This is a genomic window from Rossellomorea sp. KS-H15a, from assembly GCF_024195245.1.
Lineage (GTDB): Bacteria > Bacillota > Bacilli > Bacillales > Bacillaceae_B > Rossellomorea > Rossellomorea vietnamensis.
The window spans coordinates 1,532,491-1,552,747 of sequence record NZ_CP096886.1; the positions used below are offsets into that span (position 1 = coordinate 1,532,491).

Annotated in this window: 15 protein-coding genes and 1 pseudogene; 9 read left to right on the forward strand and 7 right to left on the reverse strand. The window is 45.6% G+C overall.

The features are described from left to right. Nucleotides 1-313 precede the first annotated feature (313 nt). The gene (locus M1J35_RS07960) at nt 314-2,053 is read left to right on the forward strand and encodes an ABC transporter ATP-binding protein (RefSeq protein ID WP_254653325.1); all 1,740 of its coding nucleotides are present in this window, start codon (nt 314-316) and stop codon (nt 2,051-2,053) included. Then, nucleotides 2,050-3,822, forward strand: coding sequence for an ABC transporter ATP-binding protein (locus tag M1J35_RS07965; RefSeq protein ID WP_254653326.1), 1,773 nt, complete (start codon nt 2,050-2,052; stop codon nt 3,820-3,822). The genes M1J35_RS07960 and M1J35_RS07965 overlap by 4 nt, the downstream gene beginning before the upstream one ends. Before the next feature lie 113 nt (nt 3,823-3,935). On the opposite strand, the gene M1J35_RS07970 is transcribed toward M1J35_RS07965, so the two are convergent. Further along, nucleotides 3,936-4,139 carry an IDEAL domain-containing protein gene (locus M1J35_RS07970; protein ID WP_061810063.1) on the reverse strand — a complete coding sequence of 68 codons (204 nt, stop codon included), beginning with the start codon at nt 4,137-4,139 and terminating at the stop codon, nt 3,936-3,938. A 150-nt stretch (nt 4,140-4,289) separates the two neighbouring features. On the opposite strand from M1J35_RS07970, the gene M1J35_RS07975 reads away from it, so the two are divergent. Both M1J35_RS07975 and M1J35_RS07980 read left to right on the forward strand, forming a co-directional pair. Then, a complete protein-coding gene (locus tag M1J35_RS07975; RefSeq protein WP_254653327.1) occupies nt 4,290-5,000 on the forward strand; it encodes an SDR family NAD(P)-dependent oxidoreductase in 711 nt (236 codons plus the stop codon). A gap of 14 nt (nt 5,001-5,014) precedes the next feature. Continuing rightward, on the forward strand, nt 5,015-5,374 hold the full coding sequence (locus tag M1J35_RS07980) for a MerR family transcriptional regulator (protein ID WP_254653328.1): 360 nt from the start codon (nt 5,015-5,017) through the stop codon (nt 5,372-5,374). Between the two features lie 45 nt (nt 5,375-5,419). Here M1J35_RS07980 and M1J35_RS07985 read toward each other — a convergent pair whose 3' ends face one another. The 6 genes and pseudogenes from M1J35_RS07985 to asnB all read right to left on the reverse strand — a co-directional run bounded on the left by M1J35_RS07985 (nt 5,420) and on the right by asnB (nt 13,537). Further along, nucleotides 5,420-5,788, reverse strand: a complete 369-nt coding sequence (locus tag M1J35_RS07985; protein ID WP_254653329.1) for a hypothetical protein — start codon at nt 5,786-5,788, stop codon at nt 5,420-5,422. Between the two features lie 166 nt (nt 5,789-5,954). Next, a pseudogene (locus M1J35_RS07990) lies at nt 5,955-6,419 on the reverse strand (YibE/F family protein); the annotation flags it as partial. Between the two features lie 328 nt (nt 6,420-6,747). Next, on the reverse strand, nt 6,748-9,141 hold the full coding sequence (locus tag M1J35_RS07995; protein ID WP_254653330.1) for a transthyretin-like family protein: 2,394 nt from the start codon (nt 9,139-9,141) through the stop codon (nt 6,748-6,750). A gap of 206 nt (nt 9,142-9,347) precedes the next feature. Then, nucleotides 9,348-9,500 (reverse strand): hypothetical protein, encoded by a 153-nt coding sequence (locus M1J35_RS22830; RefSeq protein WP_371928718.1) that lies wholly within the window; start codon nt 9,498-9,500, stop codon nt 9,348-9,350. Between the two features lie 165 nt (nt 9,501-9,665). After that, on the reverse strand, nt 9,666-11,360 hold the full coding sequence (locus tag M1J35_RS08000) for a S9 family peptidase (protein WP_254653331.1): 1,695 nt from the start codon (nt 11,358-11,360) through the stop codon (nt 9,666-9,668). 353 nt (nt 11,361-11,713) lie between these two features. Continuing rightward, a complete protein-coding gene (gene asnB / locus M1J35_RS08005; protein WP_254653332.1) occupies nt 11,714-13,537 on the reverse strand; it encodes an asparagine synthase (glutamine-hydrolyzing) in 1,824 nt (607 codons plus the stop codon). A 394-nt stretch (nt 13,538-13,931) separates the two neighbouring features. Here asnB and M1J35_RS08010 point away from each other — a divergent pair, with 394 nt between their 5' ends. From M1J35_RS08010 to M1J35_RS08030, 5 genes are all read left to right on the forward strand, one after another. Then, entirely contained in the window at nt 13,932-14,735 is an 804-nt protein-coding gene (locus M1J35_RS08010) for an STAS domain-containing protein (protein WP_254653333.1), read from the forward strand. 161 nt (nt 14,736-14,896) lie between these two features. After that, nucleotides 14,897-15,445 carry a hypothetical protein gene (locus M1J35_RS08015; protein WP_254653334.1) on the forward strand — a complete coding sequence of 183 codons (549 nt, stop codon included), beginning with the start codon at nt 14,897-14,899 and terminating at the stop codon, nt 15,443-15,445. A gap of 128 nt (nt 15,446-15,573) precedes the next feature. Further along, complete coding sequence (locus M1J35_RS08020; RefSeq protein ID WP_051758405.1) at nt 15,574-15,906, forward strand: hypothetical protein; 333 nt, start codon at nt 15,574-15,576, stop codon at nt 15,904-15,906. Nucleotides 15,907-16,066: 160 nt separating this feature from the next. Then, nucleotides 16,067-18,109 carry a DUF4179 domain-containing protein gene (locus tag M1J35_RS08025; RefSeq protein WP_254653335.1) on the forward strand — a complete coding sequence of 681 codons (2,043 nt, stop codon included), beginning with the start codon at nt 16,067-16,069 and terminating at the stop codon, nt 18,107-18,109. 196 nt (nt 18,110-18,305) lie between these two features. After that, nucleotides 18,306-20,213, forward strand: coding sequence for a PTS mannitol transporter subunit IICBA (locus tag M1J35_RS08030; RefSeq protein ID WP_305882343.1), 1,908 nt, complete (start codon nt 18,306-18,308; stop codon nt 20,211-20,213). Nucleotides 20,214-20,257 lie beyond the last annotated feature (44 nt).

Genomic DNA, 20,257 nt, shown 5'->3' on the forward strand with positions numbered 1-20,257 from the left:
ACGCTTGATTCAAGAATCCTTTTAACCATTGCCGGTAGCAAAGAGGTTCTGGACGTGAACTTTCAGGATTGGGTAACAGGGGGCGACATTCTCAGAAAGAAACTGAGTGGCTACATAGAGTGAATAGAGAAAAGCTGATCCCATGCCAAGACGGGATCAGCTTTTTCTTCATCCAAAAGTCGTAGAAACCATCCGCCCCAACGACCGAAGATAGGGACGGAGAGGATGAATATACTTAATTTATACAGTATTCAAATTATAGTGAATATTTTCTTCCGTTGGTATAAAATAGAATTTTGTGAGGGGGTTCAACATGAACTTATTAAAAATAACGTTAAACCATTTTAAGCCTTATTGGAGGAAGCTAATGGTTGCACTCCTGTTTTCCGTCATCGGCGGTCTCTTTACGATCGTGCCGTCAATTCTTGTGAAGCGATTGGTGGATGACGTCATTGTCGGAGGGGATCTGAATTTTCTTGTTTGGGTAGTAGGCGGGATTCTCGGTGCGTATCTCGGTAAATCCCTATTCGAGACGATGCAGGAATACGTGCAGGTGAAGATCGGTCTTGATGTGATCACAGATATGCAGATCCGGGCGTTCAGAAAGCTGCACCGGACCCCGATGTCGTTTTTCTCGAAGACGCCGAGGGGGGATATGCTCTTCCGTCTGACACATGATGTGGAATCGATTCAGAACCTGAACAATACGGTCGTTCCCCGTATCCTGCAGCAGGTGGTGGGAGCGGTCGCTGCCTTTTCCACCGTGTTTGTTTTATTCTGGCCTGCTGCGATCGTCATGTTCGCGGTTTATGCCATTTATATCATCCCTTCCTTCACCTTGGGTAAAAAAATGCGGAAGATGAGCGCGGTCCAGCGGGAGATGAGTGCGGATATGTATCAGCACCTGCAGGAAAGCATTGAAAGTGTTCGATTGGTGAGGACTTATCAGACACAGGATATAGAAATTGGCACTCAGGAGAAGAAGCTGAGTGATTGGAAGCAATTCTCGATCCGGGCAGCGTTGATCGGAAAGGTGAACTGGCGCCTCGGGAATCTCTTTAATATCGCAGCACCGGGTGTCGTCATGCTGATCGGGGGCTGGGCGATCTGGGATGGAACGATCACCATCGGTACGCTCGTTGCCTGCCTGAGCTTCATTCCCATCATGTTTTTACCGGTAAGATCCATGGCAGAGCATGCCTTGACAATACAGCAGGCGATTCCTGCCCTGCAACGGATTTATGAATATTTCGATCTGCCGGAAGAACATGAAGAGAAGCTTCCCTCTTTTGGTCCTGTAAAAGGAAAAATAGACTTGGAGAATCTATGGTTTTCGTATCCCGGTACGGATAAACAGGTGTTAAAAGGTGTTTCTTTGTCACTCAACCAGGGGAATCATATCGGGATCGTCGGAACGAGCGGCGGAGGGAAAAGCACCCTTGTCCAGCTATTGTTAGGACTCTATGAACCGCAACAGGGTTCGGTGATGATCGATGACAAGAATTTATTTGATTATAACCGGAACAGTTTCCGACAGCAGGTAGGGGTCGTATCCCAGGAGACGTTCTTATTGAATAGTACCTTAAGGCAGAATCTGTTATACGGAAAACCCGATGCGACGACAGAAGAACTGGATCAGGCTGTTGAAGCCGCAGGGTTGAAGGAGCTGATCCTTTCGCTGGAGGAAGGATATGAAACCATCGTCGGGGAGAGGGGATTGAAGCTTTCAGGCGGTCAGAGGCAAAGGGTGGCCATGGCTCGTGCCATCCTCAGACAGCCACCTGTCCTGATCTTTGATGAAGCGACTTCTTCCCTTGACGGAGAGACGGAGGAGCGGGTGCAGGCTTCCCTGGAAAAGCTGATTCCGGGACGGACCACGATTACCATCGCCCACCGTCTTGTCACCGTAAGGAATGCCGATGTCATCATTCTTCTCGATGGAGGAGTTGTGGCGGAAAAAGGCACTCATGAAGAACTGCTTTTGAAACAAGGCAAATACTATGAATTATACAAAGCTCAGTACAGCGAGCTTGAGAGGGAGATGATCGGATGAGCGCGAAGAAGAATCGCGACGGTAGAAGAGTGCTGAGCTTTCTCCGTCCTTATAAAAAATGGGTCATCGCGGATTCCGTCGTCATCGCGATCAGCCAGGTGTTTTCGGCACTGATCCCGACTCTTGCCTTAAGCTGGCTCGTGGATACGATCATTCCGAATGAACATTATAACTGGCTTTGGGGACTGATGTGGCTCTTGATCCTTTCAGCGGTTCTGGATCTGGTCATGATGGTCATCGACGAATATTTCTGTCACCAGACGGCGAAGACGGTGACGAATTGGCAGAAGCTTCGTCTGTTCCGCCATCTGCAGATCGTCCCGTATTCTTTTTACCATCATAATTCCACGGGAGAGGTGCTTGCGAGGGTGTCGGATGATCCGGATACGCTTCATAATTTCCTTGCGTGGGAAGGCTCAACTTTCATGGCAAGCGTGCAGGGAGTATTCATTTACAGTCTGGTGCTCCTATGGATTCATCCTTATCTGATGATCACAAGCGTCGTCCTTGGCGTAATCTTCTATTGGACCTCCAATATGGTAGGGGCAAGGACACGATTGGCGTCAGCGGATGCCAGGAAAGAAGCCTCGAGATACCTTGAACGATTGAGAGAATCCGTGACGGGGATCCATCTGTCCAGGGTCATGGGTGTGTCGGAGAGTGAAGTGGACAGCGTAATCGCAATCCGTGACAGCTTCGTGCAGCACTCGGTGAAAGAACTGAAAGCGAGGATGCAATCGGTCGTGGTCATTGCAAGTTATAACGGGTTTGCCCTGGGACTGGTTTATTTGATCAGTACGCTCTTAATCTGGAATCAAGGACTGACAAGTGGCCAGATGCTGACAGCCGGTGGACTCGTCACCATTGCGGCGAATGAGATGCAGCGCCTGCTCAGAAACTGGCTTTCTGTCAGACGGACCGGTCCGGCGTTGGATCGGTCGGAAGTTTTGCTTGCCGAGGAAGTTTCGGAAGCTGAGGTGTCAGAAGGCATCACCGGTGAGCGGGCAATCGGCAGCATCCGCCTTCAGGACGTCGCATTTTCTTATCCGGGTATAGATGAAAATGTATTAAAAGGTGTATCTTTTTCCATCGGTGCCGGGGAAAAATGGGCATTGGTCGGCCCAAGCGGCTCGGGTAAATCCACGATTGTCGATCTCTTATTCAAGCTCTATGATACGGGAGTAGGGCGGATTGAAGTGGATGGCAGGGACATCAGGGAGTGGGACACAGCGTGGCTGCGTTCGCAAATGGCCATTGTCACCCAGGATGTCATGCTGAGGAGTGGAACACTCGCTGATAACCTGCGGATCGGGAAACGGGATGCGACGGATGAGGAGCTATTGAAAGCCCTCGAAGACAGCGGGCTCGGTGAATTGATCGAGACATTGCCTGAAGGGCTCTATACTTCGGTCGGTGAAAGGGGGAGCCTGCTTTCCGGAGGACAGAAACAGCGTCTGTCCCTTGCAAGGGCCCTTTTAAAAGATGCTCCCATTCTTATTCTGGATGAAGCAAGCTCCGCCCTTGATCCCATAACGGAAACGAAGATCAACGAAGCGGTGCTGCGCGCCGGAAAGAATCAAACGATCATCATCGTTTCTCACCGTTTATCCACGGTCCTGTCCGCCGATCAAATCGTCGTCCTGGAGGATGGACGGATCGCGGAGCAAGGGAAGCATGGGGAGTTATTACAGAATCAGACAGGTGTGTACGCACGGTTGTTTGGCAGGGAAGCGGAAATTGGCGGTGCGACAATTGATTATGTGTCGTGAGATCATATAGGTCAGACTTAGTAGAAAAAACGATTAGTAGAACATAAAAGAGGACCCATTCCCTACTTCAAATCAGTTGGGAACGGTCCTCTTATTATTATTGTAATATTTAATTATCCCACACTCTGAATTTCCTTCAATTCCTCCGTCAACCGCAGGAATTCTTTTTTATTCCGGTTACATAATGCCTGGTCAATCCCTTGTGCGATTTGCTCTTTCCGAAATGTCAGCAGTGCCTCGTCCAATATCATTTCTGCAAATAGTGAATCCATGTGATTTACATCAGACTGTGGTGAGTTCAGCAAATACTTCTTCATGAAAATCAGCTCCTTGACCTTTTTTCTATTATACTAACCATTTATAGAATATTCAAACATTTTATTAAAAAAATATTCTTGCCCTCAACCTTGGTTCAGGGTTTATTCTGAATTTAGAACAACAAAACGAAGTACATGGAGGAAAGACATATGACAAAATATGCTTTGGTAACAGGAGCGAATAAAGGAATTGGATATGAGGTCGTTCGACAGCTGGCGGAGAATGGGTTTGAAGTTTTCTTAGGAGCACGGAACGAGGAGCTTGGGAAGAAAGCGGCGGAGTCCCTTGGTAAATCGAATGTAACATTTGTTCAATTGGATATCTCCAGTTCACAATCCATTCAGGACTCAGTCCGTACTATTAAGGGAATGACGGATCACCTTGACTTACTGATCAATAATGCCGGAATCGCATTGGATTTCAACATTCAACCGAGTGAAGTGAAGGTCGAAATGCTGCGTGACATTTTTGATGTGAACTTCTTTGGGACATTTCAAATGATGCAAGCGTATCTTCCCTTATTGAAAAAAGCGGAGGGAAGTAAGATGGTGAACGTTACGACGGATATGGCATCCCAGACCATGTTCGACAATGGGGATGTTCATCCCCTCAATATCCTCGGATATAATTCTTCCAAGACGGCTGTGAATTCACTGACATTATCCTTCAGTAAAGAACTGGGAAGTGAGGGTCCTGAAGTCATGGGTATCACACCTGGTTTCACTTCCACTGATTTAAACGGGAATGCCCCAGGCGGGAAAACGACGGCCCAAGGAGCAGAAGTCATTGTGAAATACGCTTTGAGTGAGACAAACTATCATGGTAAAATCCTTAATAACGACGGGATTATTCCTTGGTAGAGAGAAGGTACAGAATGGATTATTCAATTGGGCAAGTGGCCAAGATGAACAATATGACGATATCGCAACTGCATTACTATGATCGGCAAGGGTTGTTACCCTTTATTAACAGGACGGAAAATGGCGACCGCACTTTCGATGAAGGCTCCCTTAAGTTCCTTGAAATGATCCTCTGTCTGAAAAATACGGGGATGCCGATCAAAAAGATCAAGGAATTTGTCCAGTGGACGATGGAGGGAGATCAAACCCTGCCTGCACGCCTGGACATGATGCTCGACCAGGAACAAAACGTCCAACAGCAGATAAGGGATATGCAAGCAAACCTTGAGAAAATTCAAATGAAAATCAAAAGATATGAAAATGAAATGAAGTAATAGGAAAAACCCCGATTCTTTTATAAAATCGGGGTTTTCATCTTCCTATTTATCAAAAAACAACAAAGACTTCAGAGGATTCTTGAACGTCTTCTTCGTTGCTTCATAATCAAACACGCCGCTGTTACATTCCTCGACTTCTCCAAATCCGATGAAATTCATCCTCATGTCCCTGGAGAGATTCCGTGCATATTCCCATTCTCCCCATTTTTCAAATAAGTTCACTTGCAGTTCGTGTGCCTTCAATTGGCTTTTAAGGGTTAGCGTGTTTTCATCCTGTTCCTTGGTGAACTCTTCCACTTCGCCGAACTTGTTCAGGATAAAATCGATCTCTTCCTGCAGTTTTTCAGGTTCGTTCTCGTATTCATCTGATAAGTTGATTTGACAATTAATGTGGATCTTCATTTTACCCATTGTATTCCTCCATTCATGTTTCTCCTTATCTACTTTTACGGATGGGGCACAGCAGAGGTTTCAATCGTTTCTATCATCCATCATAAGCAATTTGCCCAAGTGGATTCCAGTGATATCCATTTTTGGGTAAAATGAAAGGTCCGTCCCTGCCTGAGGGACGGACCTTTCATTTGTCGATCGGTGATTCGTCATGGACTGGGGATTTGTCCCTTTGGCGTGCCTTCACCAGATAATACGCTGTGATGGCAGAGGTTACGGGGATTGCAAGGGCCACTCCGAGTCCTGCTGAGCCATTGAAGATCATTTCAGAGGTGAATACTTTGGAGTTCACGATGTCCCCGATGGAGTAGGAAAGGTCCTTGAACCAAATCAGGAGCCCCATGTGGCCACCGAAGAAAGCAAAGAACAGCGTATTGGCGCTTGTCCCCAATATATCCCTCCCAAGCCTGATTCCCGATGTGAATAAATCCTTTCGGCTGATACCGGGATTGTGATAGGCAATTTCCCTCATGGGGGAAGAAATCGAAATTGTGACATCGATGATCGCACCGATCGTGCTCATGATGATCATGGACGCACCAATTTTGACGAAATCGACTCCGACATACAGGATTTCTTCTGTTTCTTCCTCACTGCAACTCCTTTGTGGCACTATTGCTGAATACTGGGGTACTTCTGCTGGCCATCATCATGATGAATGATCCGGATACGAAAACGCAGATGGCTAGAAAGGATAATACTAGTATGAAAAAAAGTGTCCACATTCATGAACACTTTTGAAGGAGATTGTCACGCCGCCTTTGAAGCGTTACGCCAATCAGAAGAAAAGCAATTGCTTAGCTTCTGGAATCTAATGCTAAGGTATGAAACGCGTTTCAGAGCAAGAAATATTTTTTATCAACAGGAAAAAATGAATTGAAGACAAAAAACTGGCAGCAAATAATGCTGCCAGTTATAGGTTAAGGACATCCAATAATAAACGATGTTGGATCACTTGGAGCGGTAAATGGCACCAGAGTCTCAAAAGTAGTCGTCGTATTATCCGTTGCGAAGATGGTCCACGTAATCGTATTATTGTTTTTATTGAGTACAGCAGTGATTTTGGCATCAAAAGATCGGGATGGACCGTTATTGATCCGGCCGTTGATGGTTCCCTCTACGATGGCTGTCGTTAGATTATTCTCGCAGGAGATGCTGGTTCTCCGGCCCTGGGTGAATTGGAAGTTGTCACCGTTCGAGGCGTTAAATACAAAGTTGAAATTGTCGACGGCAGGGTTACAAATTCCTTGAATACCTGATCCACATTGCACGACCGTAATATTTAACCGCCCCGTATAATCCTCTACGTGATCAAATCGTACAACACGTATACGGGCACCAGGCTGTGCTCCGCCTTGAGTATTTAACCTGAAACGGCATGGACATTCAGGTGGCGGGACCGGACAGTTTAGGTTAACTTGGAAAGGTCCTGCTGTGATGCCGTTTCCAGCTACAGCTGTTGTAGCAGTGAGCTCCACTGGTCCGATTGCCCCCTGATTTGGAGTGATAACGGCAGAATAATTTCCATTTGCATCCGTGATGGCAGGGTTTGGGGATACAAACGCAATACTTGGATCGACAGAGAAGAATACCGCCACATTTTGAGCTGGTGTATTTCCGCACAGAACTCTACCTGATAATGGGGCTCCATCACAGCCTACTGTACCTGCGGGAGGTATTAAGGTGAGGGACTGTCCATCGCACACGAGACATTCCGCGCGTACAAAGTTCGTATTAAATACAGGTATTCCGAAGACGACAGCTTCTGCCGTATAAGGGACACCTTCTTGAACCGGGGTGATCGGCTGGACCGTAACGACACTCGAGTAGGATCCATCTGGCCCCGTGACGGGATTGGGTGTTTCGAAATTCAATAATGGACTACTCAAGTTCACGGTTACGCCCGGTACGGGAAGTCCCTGGCAAAGGACACGGCCGGTAATGACTGCACTGCAACTGATCGGCCCAGGGTTATCTAATTCGATGACGGGGTTCTCACAAACGCAGTTCACAGAGGCATTCCGTGGTTCCGAGGTCACTTCTTCTCCGCTGAACATGGAGGAGGCCTGGATGGTGATGGTCTCTGTCACGTTCAGGCCTGGCTGGATGGTAGCGTTAAAGATGCCATCCGCATTGGTGATGGCAGGGTTAGGATTCACCGTGACGGTACCAGAAGACATGACCGTGAAGAAGACAGGAGTATTGATGATCGGTTCACCACTACAGGTGAATTGGCCGGTGATGGTCCCTCCGTCGCACCCGATTGGAGACAATGGCTGATTTAATGTTAATAATGGATTATTGCATCGAACACAGTCGACAAACACATTACCGGAAGCCGTAACGTCGATACCCGTAAAGGTAGCCGACGCCGTATAGTCTGCTTCCTGTCCTTCTGTATCAAAATTGATTGTTACTAGAGAAGTGAATTCACCGTTCTCGTTGGTTACGGGATTAGGGTTAATAATATTCAATACGGATGATCCTGTAAGCGCAACGGGTACATTAGCCACAGGCTCCCCGTCACATGTCAGTCTGCCTGACAGAAATCCATTGCAACTGATTTGAGGGGGGCTGTCCAATGTGATTGAGAGATTTTCACAACCCGGACAATTGATTTCGTATTCTACCGGTTCTGAACGGAATGTATTTCCCCCGATTGTAGCTGTTGTCACGATGGTTACGATTTCAAGTGCTCCTGGAAATGGCAGGATGGTAGCTTCATATACTCCATCATTATTCGTAAGCGTGGGGTTTGGGGTTACGATGACTTTACCGGAAGGAGAATCCACTTCAAATCCGATTTCGACATTCGGTACCGGCAATCCTTGACAGGTCACCCTGCCGTCAATTGGGATGCCCGGGCAGGTAACAGCCTGTAATTGGGATGCGAAAGCTTGTACCGCTTCAGGGGAGGTGACAATTAAATTGGAGCAATTGAGGCATTCCACTCTTGCAGTGATAGTGTCGGTGATGGTTTCTTCGACAACGACGGCTCTTGCCGTAATACTGACATTAGGCGTGACGGGGGTATTACGGTCGACAATGACGGTTGTGGAGAATTCGCCCCTGCTATTGGTTACAGGGTTAGGATTTTGAAATGTTAAAAGATCAGACGGTGAGGTAAGGTTAACCGTCACTCCCTGCAAAGGACGAAGATCACATCTTACTTTTCCGCTAATCGTGGCATCGCAACTGATTGTTCCCACTTTATCCAGTGTAATGGTGGGGTTTGTACATATTCCCCGTGGAAAAAGACCTGGACAGCCAGGCGGGAAGATTTGTTTTGAAGCATTTGATGCTTTTTTTCTCACATCTATCACGTTCCTTTTTGAAAAAAGTTTATCCCTCCATTATATGCTTTGAAAAACAGGATGGTTCTCTTTTCTATCTAATATAGTCGGAAGTGTAGTGTTTGAGTTTTATCATTAAAGAATAGTTTGGGGAGTGCCACCTCTAAAAGAGGAGGCACTCCCCAAATAACTTTCTTATATTTTAGTAGAATAAATGTAAGAAATCACTACAGGGTGCAAAATAGTGAACATGGCAAAAAGACTAGAAAGGTGGTGAAAAGTTCTGAAATGGAAGCCATCACTAGATATAGGATACCTGACATGAGCAAAGGAACCGACCAGAGAATCAATTGTTTGGATCCAAAACGATTGATTTTCACCCATGCTTCTTTTGATTTAAAAGATTTAGGGAAACGAATTCCATAGAGGGAGTCATTTTAATCTTTCCCTGAAGGAAGGGAAGGCTTAATCCAATAAAGAGTAGAGCAGATAAGATGATCACTAGTGAAACGCTGATATTTTTCAATGATTTGACCGCCTTTTTGTTAGACCATTGGAGTTCTAGAATCGCTTGTAATCCTATCCAAAAAGCCGCGAATTTCCCTACATGCCTTCATTTCATTTTGTTTCTTCGAGAATCCGTGTCCTTCATCGTCAAATGTTAAGTAGTTAACATCGATCCCTCTTTGATTTAAATGATCTATGATTCGCTCCGACTCCTCCGTCTTCACCCTCGGATCGTTCTCCCCGTGGATGATGAACATCGGAGAATTCATATGGTCGATATAGGTAATAGGTGAGTCTCTTACAAGCTTCTCATAGTCTGTTTCAGGATTTCCCACCATTTGATCCATAAGGGTTCTCCAACTTGCCGGAACATTATTTAGGAAAGTTAAAAGATTCGATATGCCAAATATGTCGACAATCCCACAGAAATACTCGGGATGTCTTCCTGCTAGAAGCAGACTCATATAACCGCCATAGCTTCCGCCCATCGCCACGATTTTGCCCTTTTCAGCAAACTCCTCTTGTATGAGCCATTCCATTCCAGCGACACAGTCGTGTCGAGGTCCGTCCCCCCAGTTCTGTTCCACCATCTTCTCGAATGTTGCCCCGTAGCATTTACTGCCCCGGAAGTTGGGGGCGAAGAGGGTGTAGCCGCTTTGGACGAGGTACTGGAGCACAGGTCTGTAGATCATACGCTCTGCTTTCTGAGGTCCCCCATGCGGCCAGAGGATGGTGATTCCATTGGGATTTTCCGGTTTGTACAGCAGGGCTTCAATTTCCAGACCATCATGGCTTTCGTAGTGGACGATGTCCGGCTTAATCATGTTACCTTCAGGCACGCCAAGTACTTTGGTATTCGTCACCTGTGTCCAGCAGCCGTTCGCTTCCCTTTTGAAAATGGTATCCGTTTTGTCAGCAGAAATTCCAAGCACATAGAGGTTTCCATTGTTAGTGACTATTATTTTTTTGATAACATCGCAGGGGGTATCGATTCTCTCTCCCTCATCCGTAGACAAATCATAGATATATAGATGATCCCTTACGCCTTTTTCCGCTGTGATGACGATCTTATTTGATTGTTGATGGAACCGGATCGAAGTGATTTCTTCTTTATCCAATGTAAAAAGAGGATGGAATTCATAGGTTGAAAGGTTAAAAGAAGCAAGATATGAAAATTCTTTTCCATAGTTCGTTGTGAAATAGATAAACTCCTTGGTCAAGCAAATGTCCTTGATTGTATGAGCGGTGTGAACATCCGGTACCAGGGGCACTTTACTATCGCCAGTCTGGTAAAAGGCAGTGGCATGGGTGTTGGAGTACGTTTCTGTATAGACATAAGACCCGTCGGAAGAGGCGGCCGCCACAACGATCGGAACATGATCACCTTGTTGGATAAGGGTGGTATGGCCCGTTTGTATATCAGTTTTGTAAATGTTCAACAATGGGTTTTCATGATTGGAAGAGTAATACATTTCCTGATCTGTAAAACAGGCGTGATAACAGGTTGAACCGGATTCCTCTTCATGGAAGGGGATTGGGGTCCCGCCTGATTTAGGCAAATGGTGCAATTGGTGATTTTCATCCCCATCCTTCTCGAATGTGGCAACAATTTGATCTTGATGGATATGGATGAGACTGCTATTTTGATTGATGGTCGTTAGCCGATAAGGGAACAAGTGGGGAAGATCCATGGCCCAAAGATTAAAGGTCCCGTTAAGGTTCGTGCTGAACACAAGTGTGTCTTCGTTTTCATTAATGGTGAACGTGCTGATTTCAGTAGTGTGGAAATAATGTTCGACTTCCGTTGCAGTGCGGATAGGTCATTCCTCCTTGGAAATACACTTAGTTATAGGTATATTATTCCATTTGGTGGGAGGATAGGCAAGAAAAATAAATGAGGATGAATTTCAGGAAATGAATCAATTTCTGTTACAAGTAGCCTGGATGGAGATTCGATAGGCAATAATCTTACATACTTCTACAACTATTTCCCTGGAAATTGATAAATACTTATACAATTCGACGCAGCTTCCGCTTCCATGAACAAAAAAGGAGCCAGGGGGACCTGTCCCATGGCTCCTACAGATTATATCGCCACTTTTATGCTGTACTCTTTCAACCACCCATTCACTTGGATTAAATAATCCAATAAACCTTTTGCACTAGAATCAGGAAGGCTGCTTTCTCCGTCGGCAATCTTTCTGACAGCTTCTACATCGATCAACTGGAGAATCGGGGAGGTTGAATCATCCAATATATTGATCATCCACTTCTGGACTCCTGCGAGATACGCATCATCCTTCGTACTAGGATAGGCACTCTTTCTTCTATTCCGCACATCATTGGGTAGATATCCCTCGAATGCCCGGCGAAGGATGCCCTTTTCGATGTCATCGATATTTTTCATCTCGAACGGGATATTCCATAAATATTCGACGAGTCGGTAATCACAGAATGGTACACGCACTTCAAAGCCCGTCATCATACTCGCCCGGTCTTTGCGGTCAAGCATGAACGGAAGGAAGCGGGTGATGAACATATACGACATCCGCCTTTGCTTTGCTTCAGTATCGCTTTCGCCTTCTAACACGGGTAGCTCAGCGAGTGCTTCCTGATAGCGCTGCTTTTGATATTCCTTGATGTTCAGCCTATCTTTCAAGTCTTCCTTCAGGACACCGGCGATCCCTCCTATATTCAGGAGCCACGGGAACACATCGGCAGCGAGGAACTCCTCCTGGTGGAACCACGGATAACCGGAGAACACTTCATCTGCGGATTCCCCCGACAATGCTACGGTGGCATCCTTTTTCATTTCCTTAAATAAAAGGTAGAGGGAGGTCTCGATTTCGCCGACTCCCGGCAGGTCCCTTGCACGCATAGGGATGAGAAGATTATCCACAAGTTTCTCCGCATCAAAGACAATCGAAGTATGGTCCGTCCCTACATGATCTGATACCCGCTTTACCCATGGTTCATCAAGGTCGCGCCTCAGGAAATCTTCCTTGAAGCTTTCTTCATTGTTCACGAAGTCGATGGAGTAGGTTGGAAGCACCTTGTTTTCCTCCTTGAACTCCTTTCCTGCAATCGCGGTGAGTCCACTTGAATCGAGGCCGCCGGAGAGCATCGATACAAGCGGTTTATCTGCGATTAGCTGTCTCTTGACCGTATCTTCCAGCAGTCCGCGAATGGTTCGTACGGTCGTCTCGACATCATCCGTATGTTCTTTACTTTCAAGTTTCCAATATTGGACGGTTTCTCGATCATTTTTCGTGACGGTCATATAATGGCCTGCACGCACTTCATATATATCTTTGAATATGGCTTTCCCAGGTGTCTTCATCGGACCGAGTCCGAATACTTCAGATAATCCTTCTGTATCAATTTCTGCCTGAACGTCAGGGTGGGCAAGTAAGGCTTTGATTTCGGAGCCGAACAATATCTGGTCCTCTTTTATCGTATAAAATAAAGGTTTTACCCCCAAATGGTCACGACCGAGTATGAGTTTTTCTTTTTCCTCATCCCAGATCCCGAACGCAAAGATGCCGTTGAAATGACGGACGCAGTCTTCACCCCATTCAAGATACGCATGAAGAAGCACCTCTGTATCGGAGTTCGTTGTAAATGGATGATTCTTCTCCGTCAGCTCTTTCCGGAGCTCCAGATAGTTATAAAGTTCCCCGTTGTACGTTAAAGCAATGGTGTTTTTTTCGTTTTGATAGAGCATGGGCTGCTTGCCGCCATCCGGATCGATGACAATCAATCTGCGGTGCCCGAGTGCAGCATGACCCTTCAGCCAACTTCCCTCTGCATCCGGTCCACGGTGCTCAATGGCATCGGTCATATTCTTTAAGGTCCGTCCCTCATTCGTAAGGTCTTTGGACCAATCAATCCAACCTGCAATTCCACACATATTCCATACGCCTTCTTTCTTTCATTACATTCATGTTGAGCGCTCAACTATGAAATGGGTTTTGAAGCATTTATATAACGATCCCTGTTACGGGTTCACGTTAAATGGTAAATCTACTGTCTTGTGAACGTCAAAGGATTACCGTTTGTTTTTGAGAAAAAATGTAAAAGGTCGTTCTTTCTTTCCAAAAAACTCCTAAAAAGGCATGTCCTTTGCCTTAATAAAATTGAAGCGGACTTTTGAGCATACTTTTTTCTTTCTTTTATAGGTGGGACATAGTACATTACTCGTATAAGGATAAAAATGATGATTTAAGAGTGGACTATTAAACGATTGAACATCCTTTAAAGAAAGTAGGTTGAATATGCAAGTATCGGAACAGTTTTATGAATTTATGAGCGAACGAACGTGGCAGTTGACGGAGAATTGGTACGAATCATTGGATAAAAGCGATCCCACTGGCGTATATGCCTCCCAAGATCTTAAAGTGATCCAGACATTGAAGGAACAAAACCATGCGTTCCACGAACGATTCTGTAACCTTTTTAAAGATGTGGACCAGGATACACTATGCAACTTTGAACAATGGATCGAAGAGATTGCCAAGGATGAAGAACACTTGCAGACCCCTACACATTTCATTCTTAGGGAGTTTTTCAGGACTCAGGACCAATATCTAGATATATTAAAAGAGTTTATTCGTATGTATGGCAATGATTATTCACTTGACGAACTTGAGTCATTAAGAAATATCATCATCAAAACCTTCAGCCTTGTTATCTCCAAATTTGCTGAAGAAAATTACGAGTATTCCCAAAGAAGGTTGAATGCCCAGCAGGAAATGATCAGGGAATTGAGTTCTCCAGTCATCTTGTTGAATAAAAAAACCGGAGTCCTGCCTTTGATCGGCGACATCGATACGGGAAGGGCCAGATACATTCTTGAGAATACCCTCGCTGAGTGTGTCGATAAAAATGTTGAGCATCTTTTTATTGATTTATCAGGGGTCATAATGGTAGACACAATGGTTGCCCACCAGCTATTTCAAATTATCGAAAGCCTGAATTTAATCGGAGTGAAGAGTACCATTTCCGGAATTCGCCCGGAAATTGCCCAAACGGCGATTCAGTTGGGCATTTCATTTCAGAATGTTTCGGTCACATCGACTCTCGAACGTGCATTGAACGAACAAGTATAGTAGATTGAAAGATAAAGTGCGTTTATAAAAACGCTCTTTTTTTTATTTAATTTACTCATACTTTGTTTGAAGTCATTTTATATAGGGAATTACCTCCATTATAGAGTGAATTTGGCAAGGTATGCCCTTGAATAAAATTCACCGTAGAAGGAGGGGGCGACATGCAATTCGTCAAGATGATCCGTTTTCATCAAAATGGATTCACATGTGAATCACCTGCTAGACATAAGGAGAAGGATCCGGGTTTCATCAACCGTGTCGTTCATAATCTGTTTCATACCGGTCAAACGATTTTTACAACAGAAATTATCTTTCCGAAAGAGGCAGACCGTGACTGGGACGGTTGTTTCTGCTATCTGGAGGAGAATACGATGCAAACGTCAGGTACGAGGACGATTGGGTTCCTTCCCAGGGAAAGTACCATATGGGTGAGGAACATAAGCCATTTTGGTGATGGCATCCCATACTACAATCGTTCCCTTCATCCATTGGTGGAAGATGAATCCGGTGATGGAGAGAATATGATCACCGATACATGGGTGCAGATGAGTGTGGAGGATGCACTGGAGCGAACCCGTCTTTGGAAGGAGAAGAGTGTCCACCTGCCTGATTGGGTCACCGAGTGTTATCTGACGGAGCTCCAGGTGGAGAGGTTGATCTATCCTTCCACAAATGAAAAGGTCATGGAGTTTTGGTTGAGTAAAAACTAACACATTGGAGTGTCTGCCTGTGCCGTTTTTTTGTTATACTACATAGTAGTTAATCTTACAATCTAAGAGGACCTGAAGTGCGACGTTCTTTCGTTCACTATCTATGTACGATATAAAGGGGAATTCACTTGAAATTTGAAGAATTGAATCCGGATCTCGTGGCACTTTGTCAGACAGCTGATCATTTTCACATGGCAGAAACCGTGATCGGCAGTCCCTTAAGAGGATTAGATATCCTTTCGTTGAAGGGGATAGAACGTAAGAAGAACCTTCCAGTCGACGTGACCAATTTGTTGATCATCTATTTCTTTACAGAGGTGAAAGGCACGGTCTATCACCGGAACGCCCTGGCTAAATTATATAATCACTGGGTATCGAATGAAGTGTTTACCTTTTCTAAAGCACAAGAGATGGTGAAGTTGGATATGCAATCCCAGTTGGGTGAAATCGATCGATTATAATAATAAGAAGGAGGTCTGGATCTAACGTGATCCTGACCTTCTTTTTGTATAATCGAAGTAGAATACCAGAGGACTCAATCAATTTTCAAGAAAAGCATTGTGAAGTATTGGGAATTTTGAAATAATTATGAGTAGGAAAAAGGAAGGAGGGAAGACGGTTATGGCAAAACTGGAAACCGGTACTGTACCGGTGAGCAGGACCTATGAACGGGAAATGGAATCGATCATTGCCCGGTACGAAGAGGATAGGCATTCGTTCTATGCATTGGCTCGCGTATATATGAATCATCAGGAAATGGAGGGTCTTTTTTACCGCTCGATTATCCGCCTGGAGGAGGAAGGGCGAAAACGGAAGAAGGCTCATTCGGCTGCGGCTACAAGGATTTTTCTGGAGGAATGTCAAAAGGTATCGGAACCATCTGTGAGTTCAGATGATGATCCCTTTCACCCATTTCATCACCTGGGTGCAGATGACAAAGAAGCGGTGGCCTTAGTCTATATGAAAGGGTGCGACCAGGATAACGCCGCCCATATTCTTGATATTTCGATAGATGAAGTCAAGTCCCGCTTGTTCAGAGGCATACGGAAGCTTCGTGAAATGATGGGGAAGGACCCTGAAGTGGAAGGCTGCCACAAGTATCAGAAGCATTATCTGGATTACTTAGGAAGAACGATGGATCGACCGGAAAAGGTGGATTTTGAAATACATATATATCATTGCACGGATTGTCAGGAAGACCTCGCTTCATTTCAGGAAGTGACTCTCGCCCTTGCCGAATTGGCAGAAGAGACCCATCTACCGGCAGATGTCATGGAGAGAGTCAGAAACAGACTGGATCAAAGGGAAGCACAGAGACAGAAGCGGAGGAAGAAACGGAAATCGATCCTCCTTTCCTTCGCGGGAGTATTTGTACTCCTGATTGTCACAGGGTTTATCACCGGTGGGTTTGCTAGTCTCTACTATTCTTACACGGAGGATGATGAACAGCTCCGGGCCATTCTCCAGCACAATCTTGGTGAACGTCTCGACCTGGAGTCGGAGAGTGACGGTGTAAAGGTTACGATCAAGAGTGTTGTCGCGGATGACGTGCAGACGCTCGTCTTTTATGAAGTAGAAGACATGAAGGGGGAAAATCGTTATATGATGAACCCTTATGAAGGGGTCATCATCGAAAACGAATACGATGTCATGAAGAGGGACGAGCAATCCAGTTTCTATTCTCCTCCCCGGGATCAGGAAAACCTACATAATGATAAGAAAAATGTCTATAGGGGAACCATCAGTCTCCAGCCGGTCTCAGTGGACGAGGGGACGATAAAATTACAGATTGTCCGACTCATGCAATTAAACGAAGATCCTTCAACCGGCGAATTAATCGGCGGCGGGGAAATGAGATTTGCCGAAGGGGGTTGGAGCTTTGAGATTCCATTCGAAAAGCAGCCATCCCGTGTCCATAAGCTGGATAAGAAGATGGAAGTGGCAGGCATACCGGTCCGATTGGATCAAATGACGATCGCGCCAACTGCAACAGTTCTTGAATATAGCTTTCAGGAGCAAGAAAAGGATGGTCGGATCGATATGATGACCTTTGAGTCGGTTGAATCGAAAGATAAAAAATGGGAGGCGGATCAATTCGGGGGCATGATGTATGGAGGAGCTTCTGATAATGAGGGATGGAATTCCTTTAAAACGGCCTTTGACACTCTCTATTTTGATGATCCTAAGATGGTGACCATCCGATTTGGATCGGCTCATCTTTTTGTAAAGGATCAAAAAGTCATTGAACTAGATGTAAATAAAGAGTTGCCGGATACGATAGAGTATCTCGGTAACACGATCACCATCGATGACATCAAAATCGGTAGCCCGACACAGGTGACCCTCACACACGACTTGCCGAAAGATCGTGAGTATGAAAGTGTAAACTATTTATATTATAAGACTGCGGAAGAAGAGGAAGATTACTACTCAATGGGAGTCAGTGGCGGGGATGGCATATTGATGGACAAGGATGGCAAGAAGTATGAGCCGGGTTCCTATGAGTACGAGAAGCTGGACCAGCCCCGTTATTTTGAAACGGAACAAACCATTGATTTTTACAACGATGGCTCCAGTGATGACGTCGTGCCGACAGAGCTTGTCATCGACGGCTACAGCACCACCAAATACCTGGACGATTCGGTGAAGGTGAAGCTGGAATAACGGCTTAAAGGGAACAGTACCATGCTGTTCCCTTTTTTCTTGATCCACCACCGGAATATCTTCCCCATTCAGAGAAACAATAGGTTTGTCGTCACCAGGGTGACAAAGTTAGTTTTCATCATTCTTGAAACCCCCATGCTGGAAGGCCTATCATTAAAATAAGAAATCATTATTTATACATGAAAGGATGAGAGAAGTGGCGCAATCCAATATGAAAGTTGCGGTACAAAAGTTTGGTAACTTCCTCAGTTCTATGGTTCTGCCGAATATAGGTGCATTTATCGCTTGGGGTTTAATTACAGCGTTGTTCATACCAACTGGGTTCTTTCCAAATGAAAGCCTTGCCAAACTGGTCGGGCCGATGGTTACGTACCTGTTACCATTATTGATCGGGTATACAGGAGGTAAACTCGTACACGACCAGCGAGGCGGGGTCGTGGGTGCCATCGCGACAATGGGTGTCATTGTCGGTGCACCGGATACACCAATGTTCTTAGGTGCCATGGTTATGGGGCCGCTCGGAGCATATGTGATCAAGAAGTTTGACGGAGTGATCGAAGGGAAGATCAGAGCAGGATTTGAAATGCTTGTGAATAACTTCTCGGCGGGTATCCTTGGGGGAATCCTTGCCATTTTGGCATTCTTAGGTGTCGGACCTGCAGTAGATGCCTTCACAAGTCTTCTCGTTGAAGGTGTTGACTGGCTGGTTGCAGCAGGCCTGCTTCCATTAACCAGTATCCTGATCGAACCAGCGAAGATTCTATTTTTAAATAATGCCATCAACCACGGTGTCCTGTCACCAATCGGGCTGGAGCAGGTTCAACAGGGTGGAAAATCGATTCTATTCCTATTGGAGGCTAACCCGGGACCAGGTCTTGGTGTCCTGCTTGCATTTATGTTCTTTGGAAAAGGAACGGCGAAACAATCAGCACCTGGAGCAGGAATCATTCACTTCTTTGGTGGGATTCATGAAATCTACTTCCCATACGTATTAATGAAGCCGATGCTATTCATCTCCGTCATCCTTGGTGGAATGAGCGGAGTATTTACTCTTGTTTTATTAGGTGGAGGACTGGTTTCACCAGCGTCACCTGGAAGTATCATTGCCATTACGGCCGTTACTCCTCCTGAAGGAATGGCGTATCTGGCAAACTTCGCAGCAGTATTCGTTGCTGCAGCCGTTTCCTTCATCGTATCGGCCATCGTCTTGAAATCAAGCAAAACGACAGATGAAGACATCGAAGGCGCTACAAAGAAAATGCAGGAAATGAAAGGTAAGAAAAGTTCCGTTGCAGGTCATGTGAGCAAAGGAACACTGCCTGAAGAAGTAAATAAAATCGTCTTTGCCTGTGATGCAGGAATGGGCTCAAGTGCCATGGGTGCTTCCCTTCTGCGTAAGAAAGTGAAGGCAGCGAATCTCGATGTCAGCGTGACAAATACATCGATCAGCAATCTTCCATCAGATGCTCAGGTCGTCATCACACAAGAAGAACTGACGCCTCGTGCAAAAAATAAACTACCGAATGTGTATCACATCTCTGTGGATAACTTCCTATCCAGTCCTGAGTACGACAAGCTGATTGCGAGTCTTCAAGACGGGATCACGGATGAACAGGCAGAGGTTGTGGAAGAAGCAGAAGAGGAAGCCGTTAACGCTGAACCGAATGCAGATCACGATGACGATCTTCTTCTGGAAGAGAACATCTTCATGAATCAGTCATTTGCCACAAAAGAAGAAGCGATCCGGTTCGCCGGGGAAGCTCTTGTCAAAGCAGGGTATGTGGAAGAAAGCTATGTAGATGCTATGATTGATAGAGAAGGAATCACATCTACGTATATGGGTAATAATGTAGCGATCCCACACGGTACGGAAGACGCAAAGAAAGCCGTCATCAAATCCGGGTTCACGGTCGTTCAAGTTCCGGACGGCGTCGACTTCAATGGCGAAAAGGCGAAGATGATCTTCGGTATCGCCGGTAAAGACGGTACGCATCTTGAAATCCTATCCGGCATCGCCGTTGTCTGCTCAGAGCAAGAAAACGTCGACCAGATGGTTCAGGCAAAGTCAGCCAAGGAACTGAAAGACATCATCAACAGCAACTAGAGAAATCATTCAGAAAGGCGGGATTCCTGCCTTTCTGTTCTCAT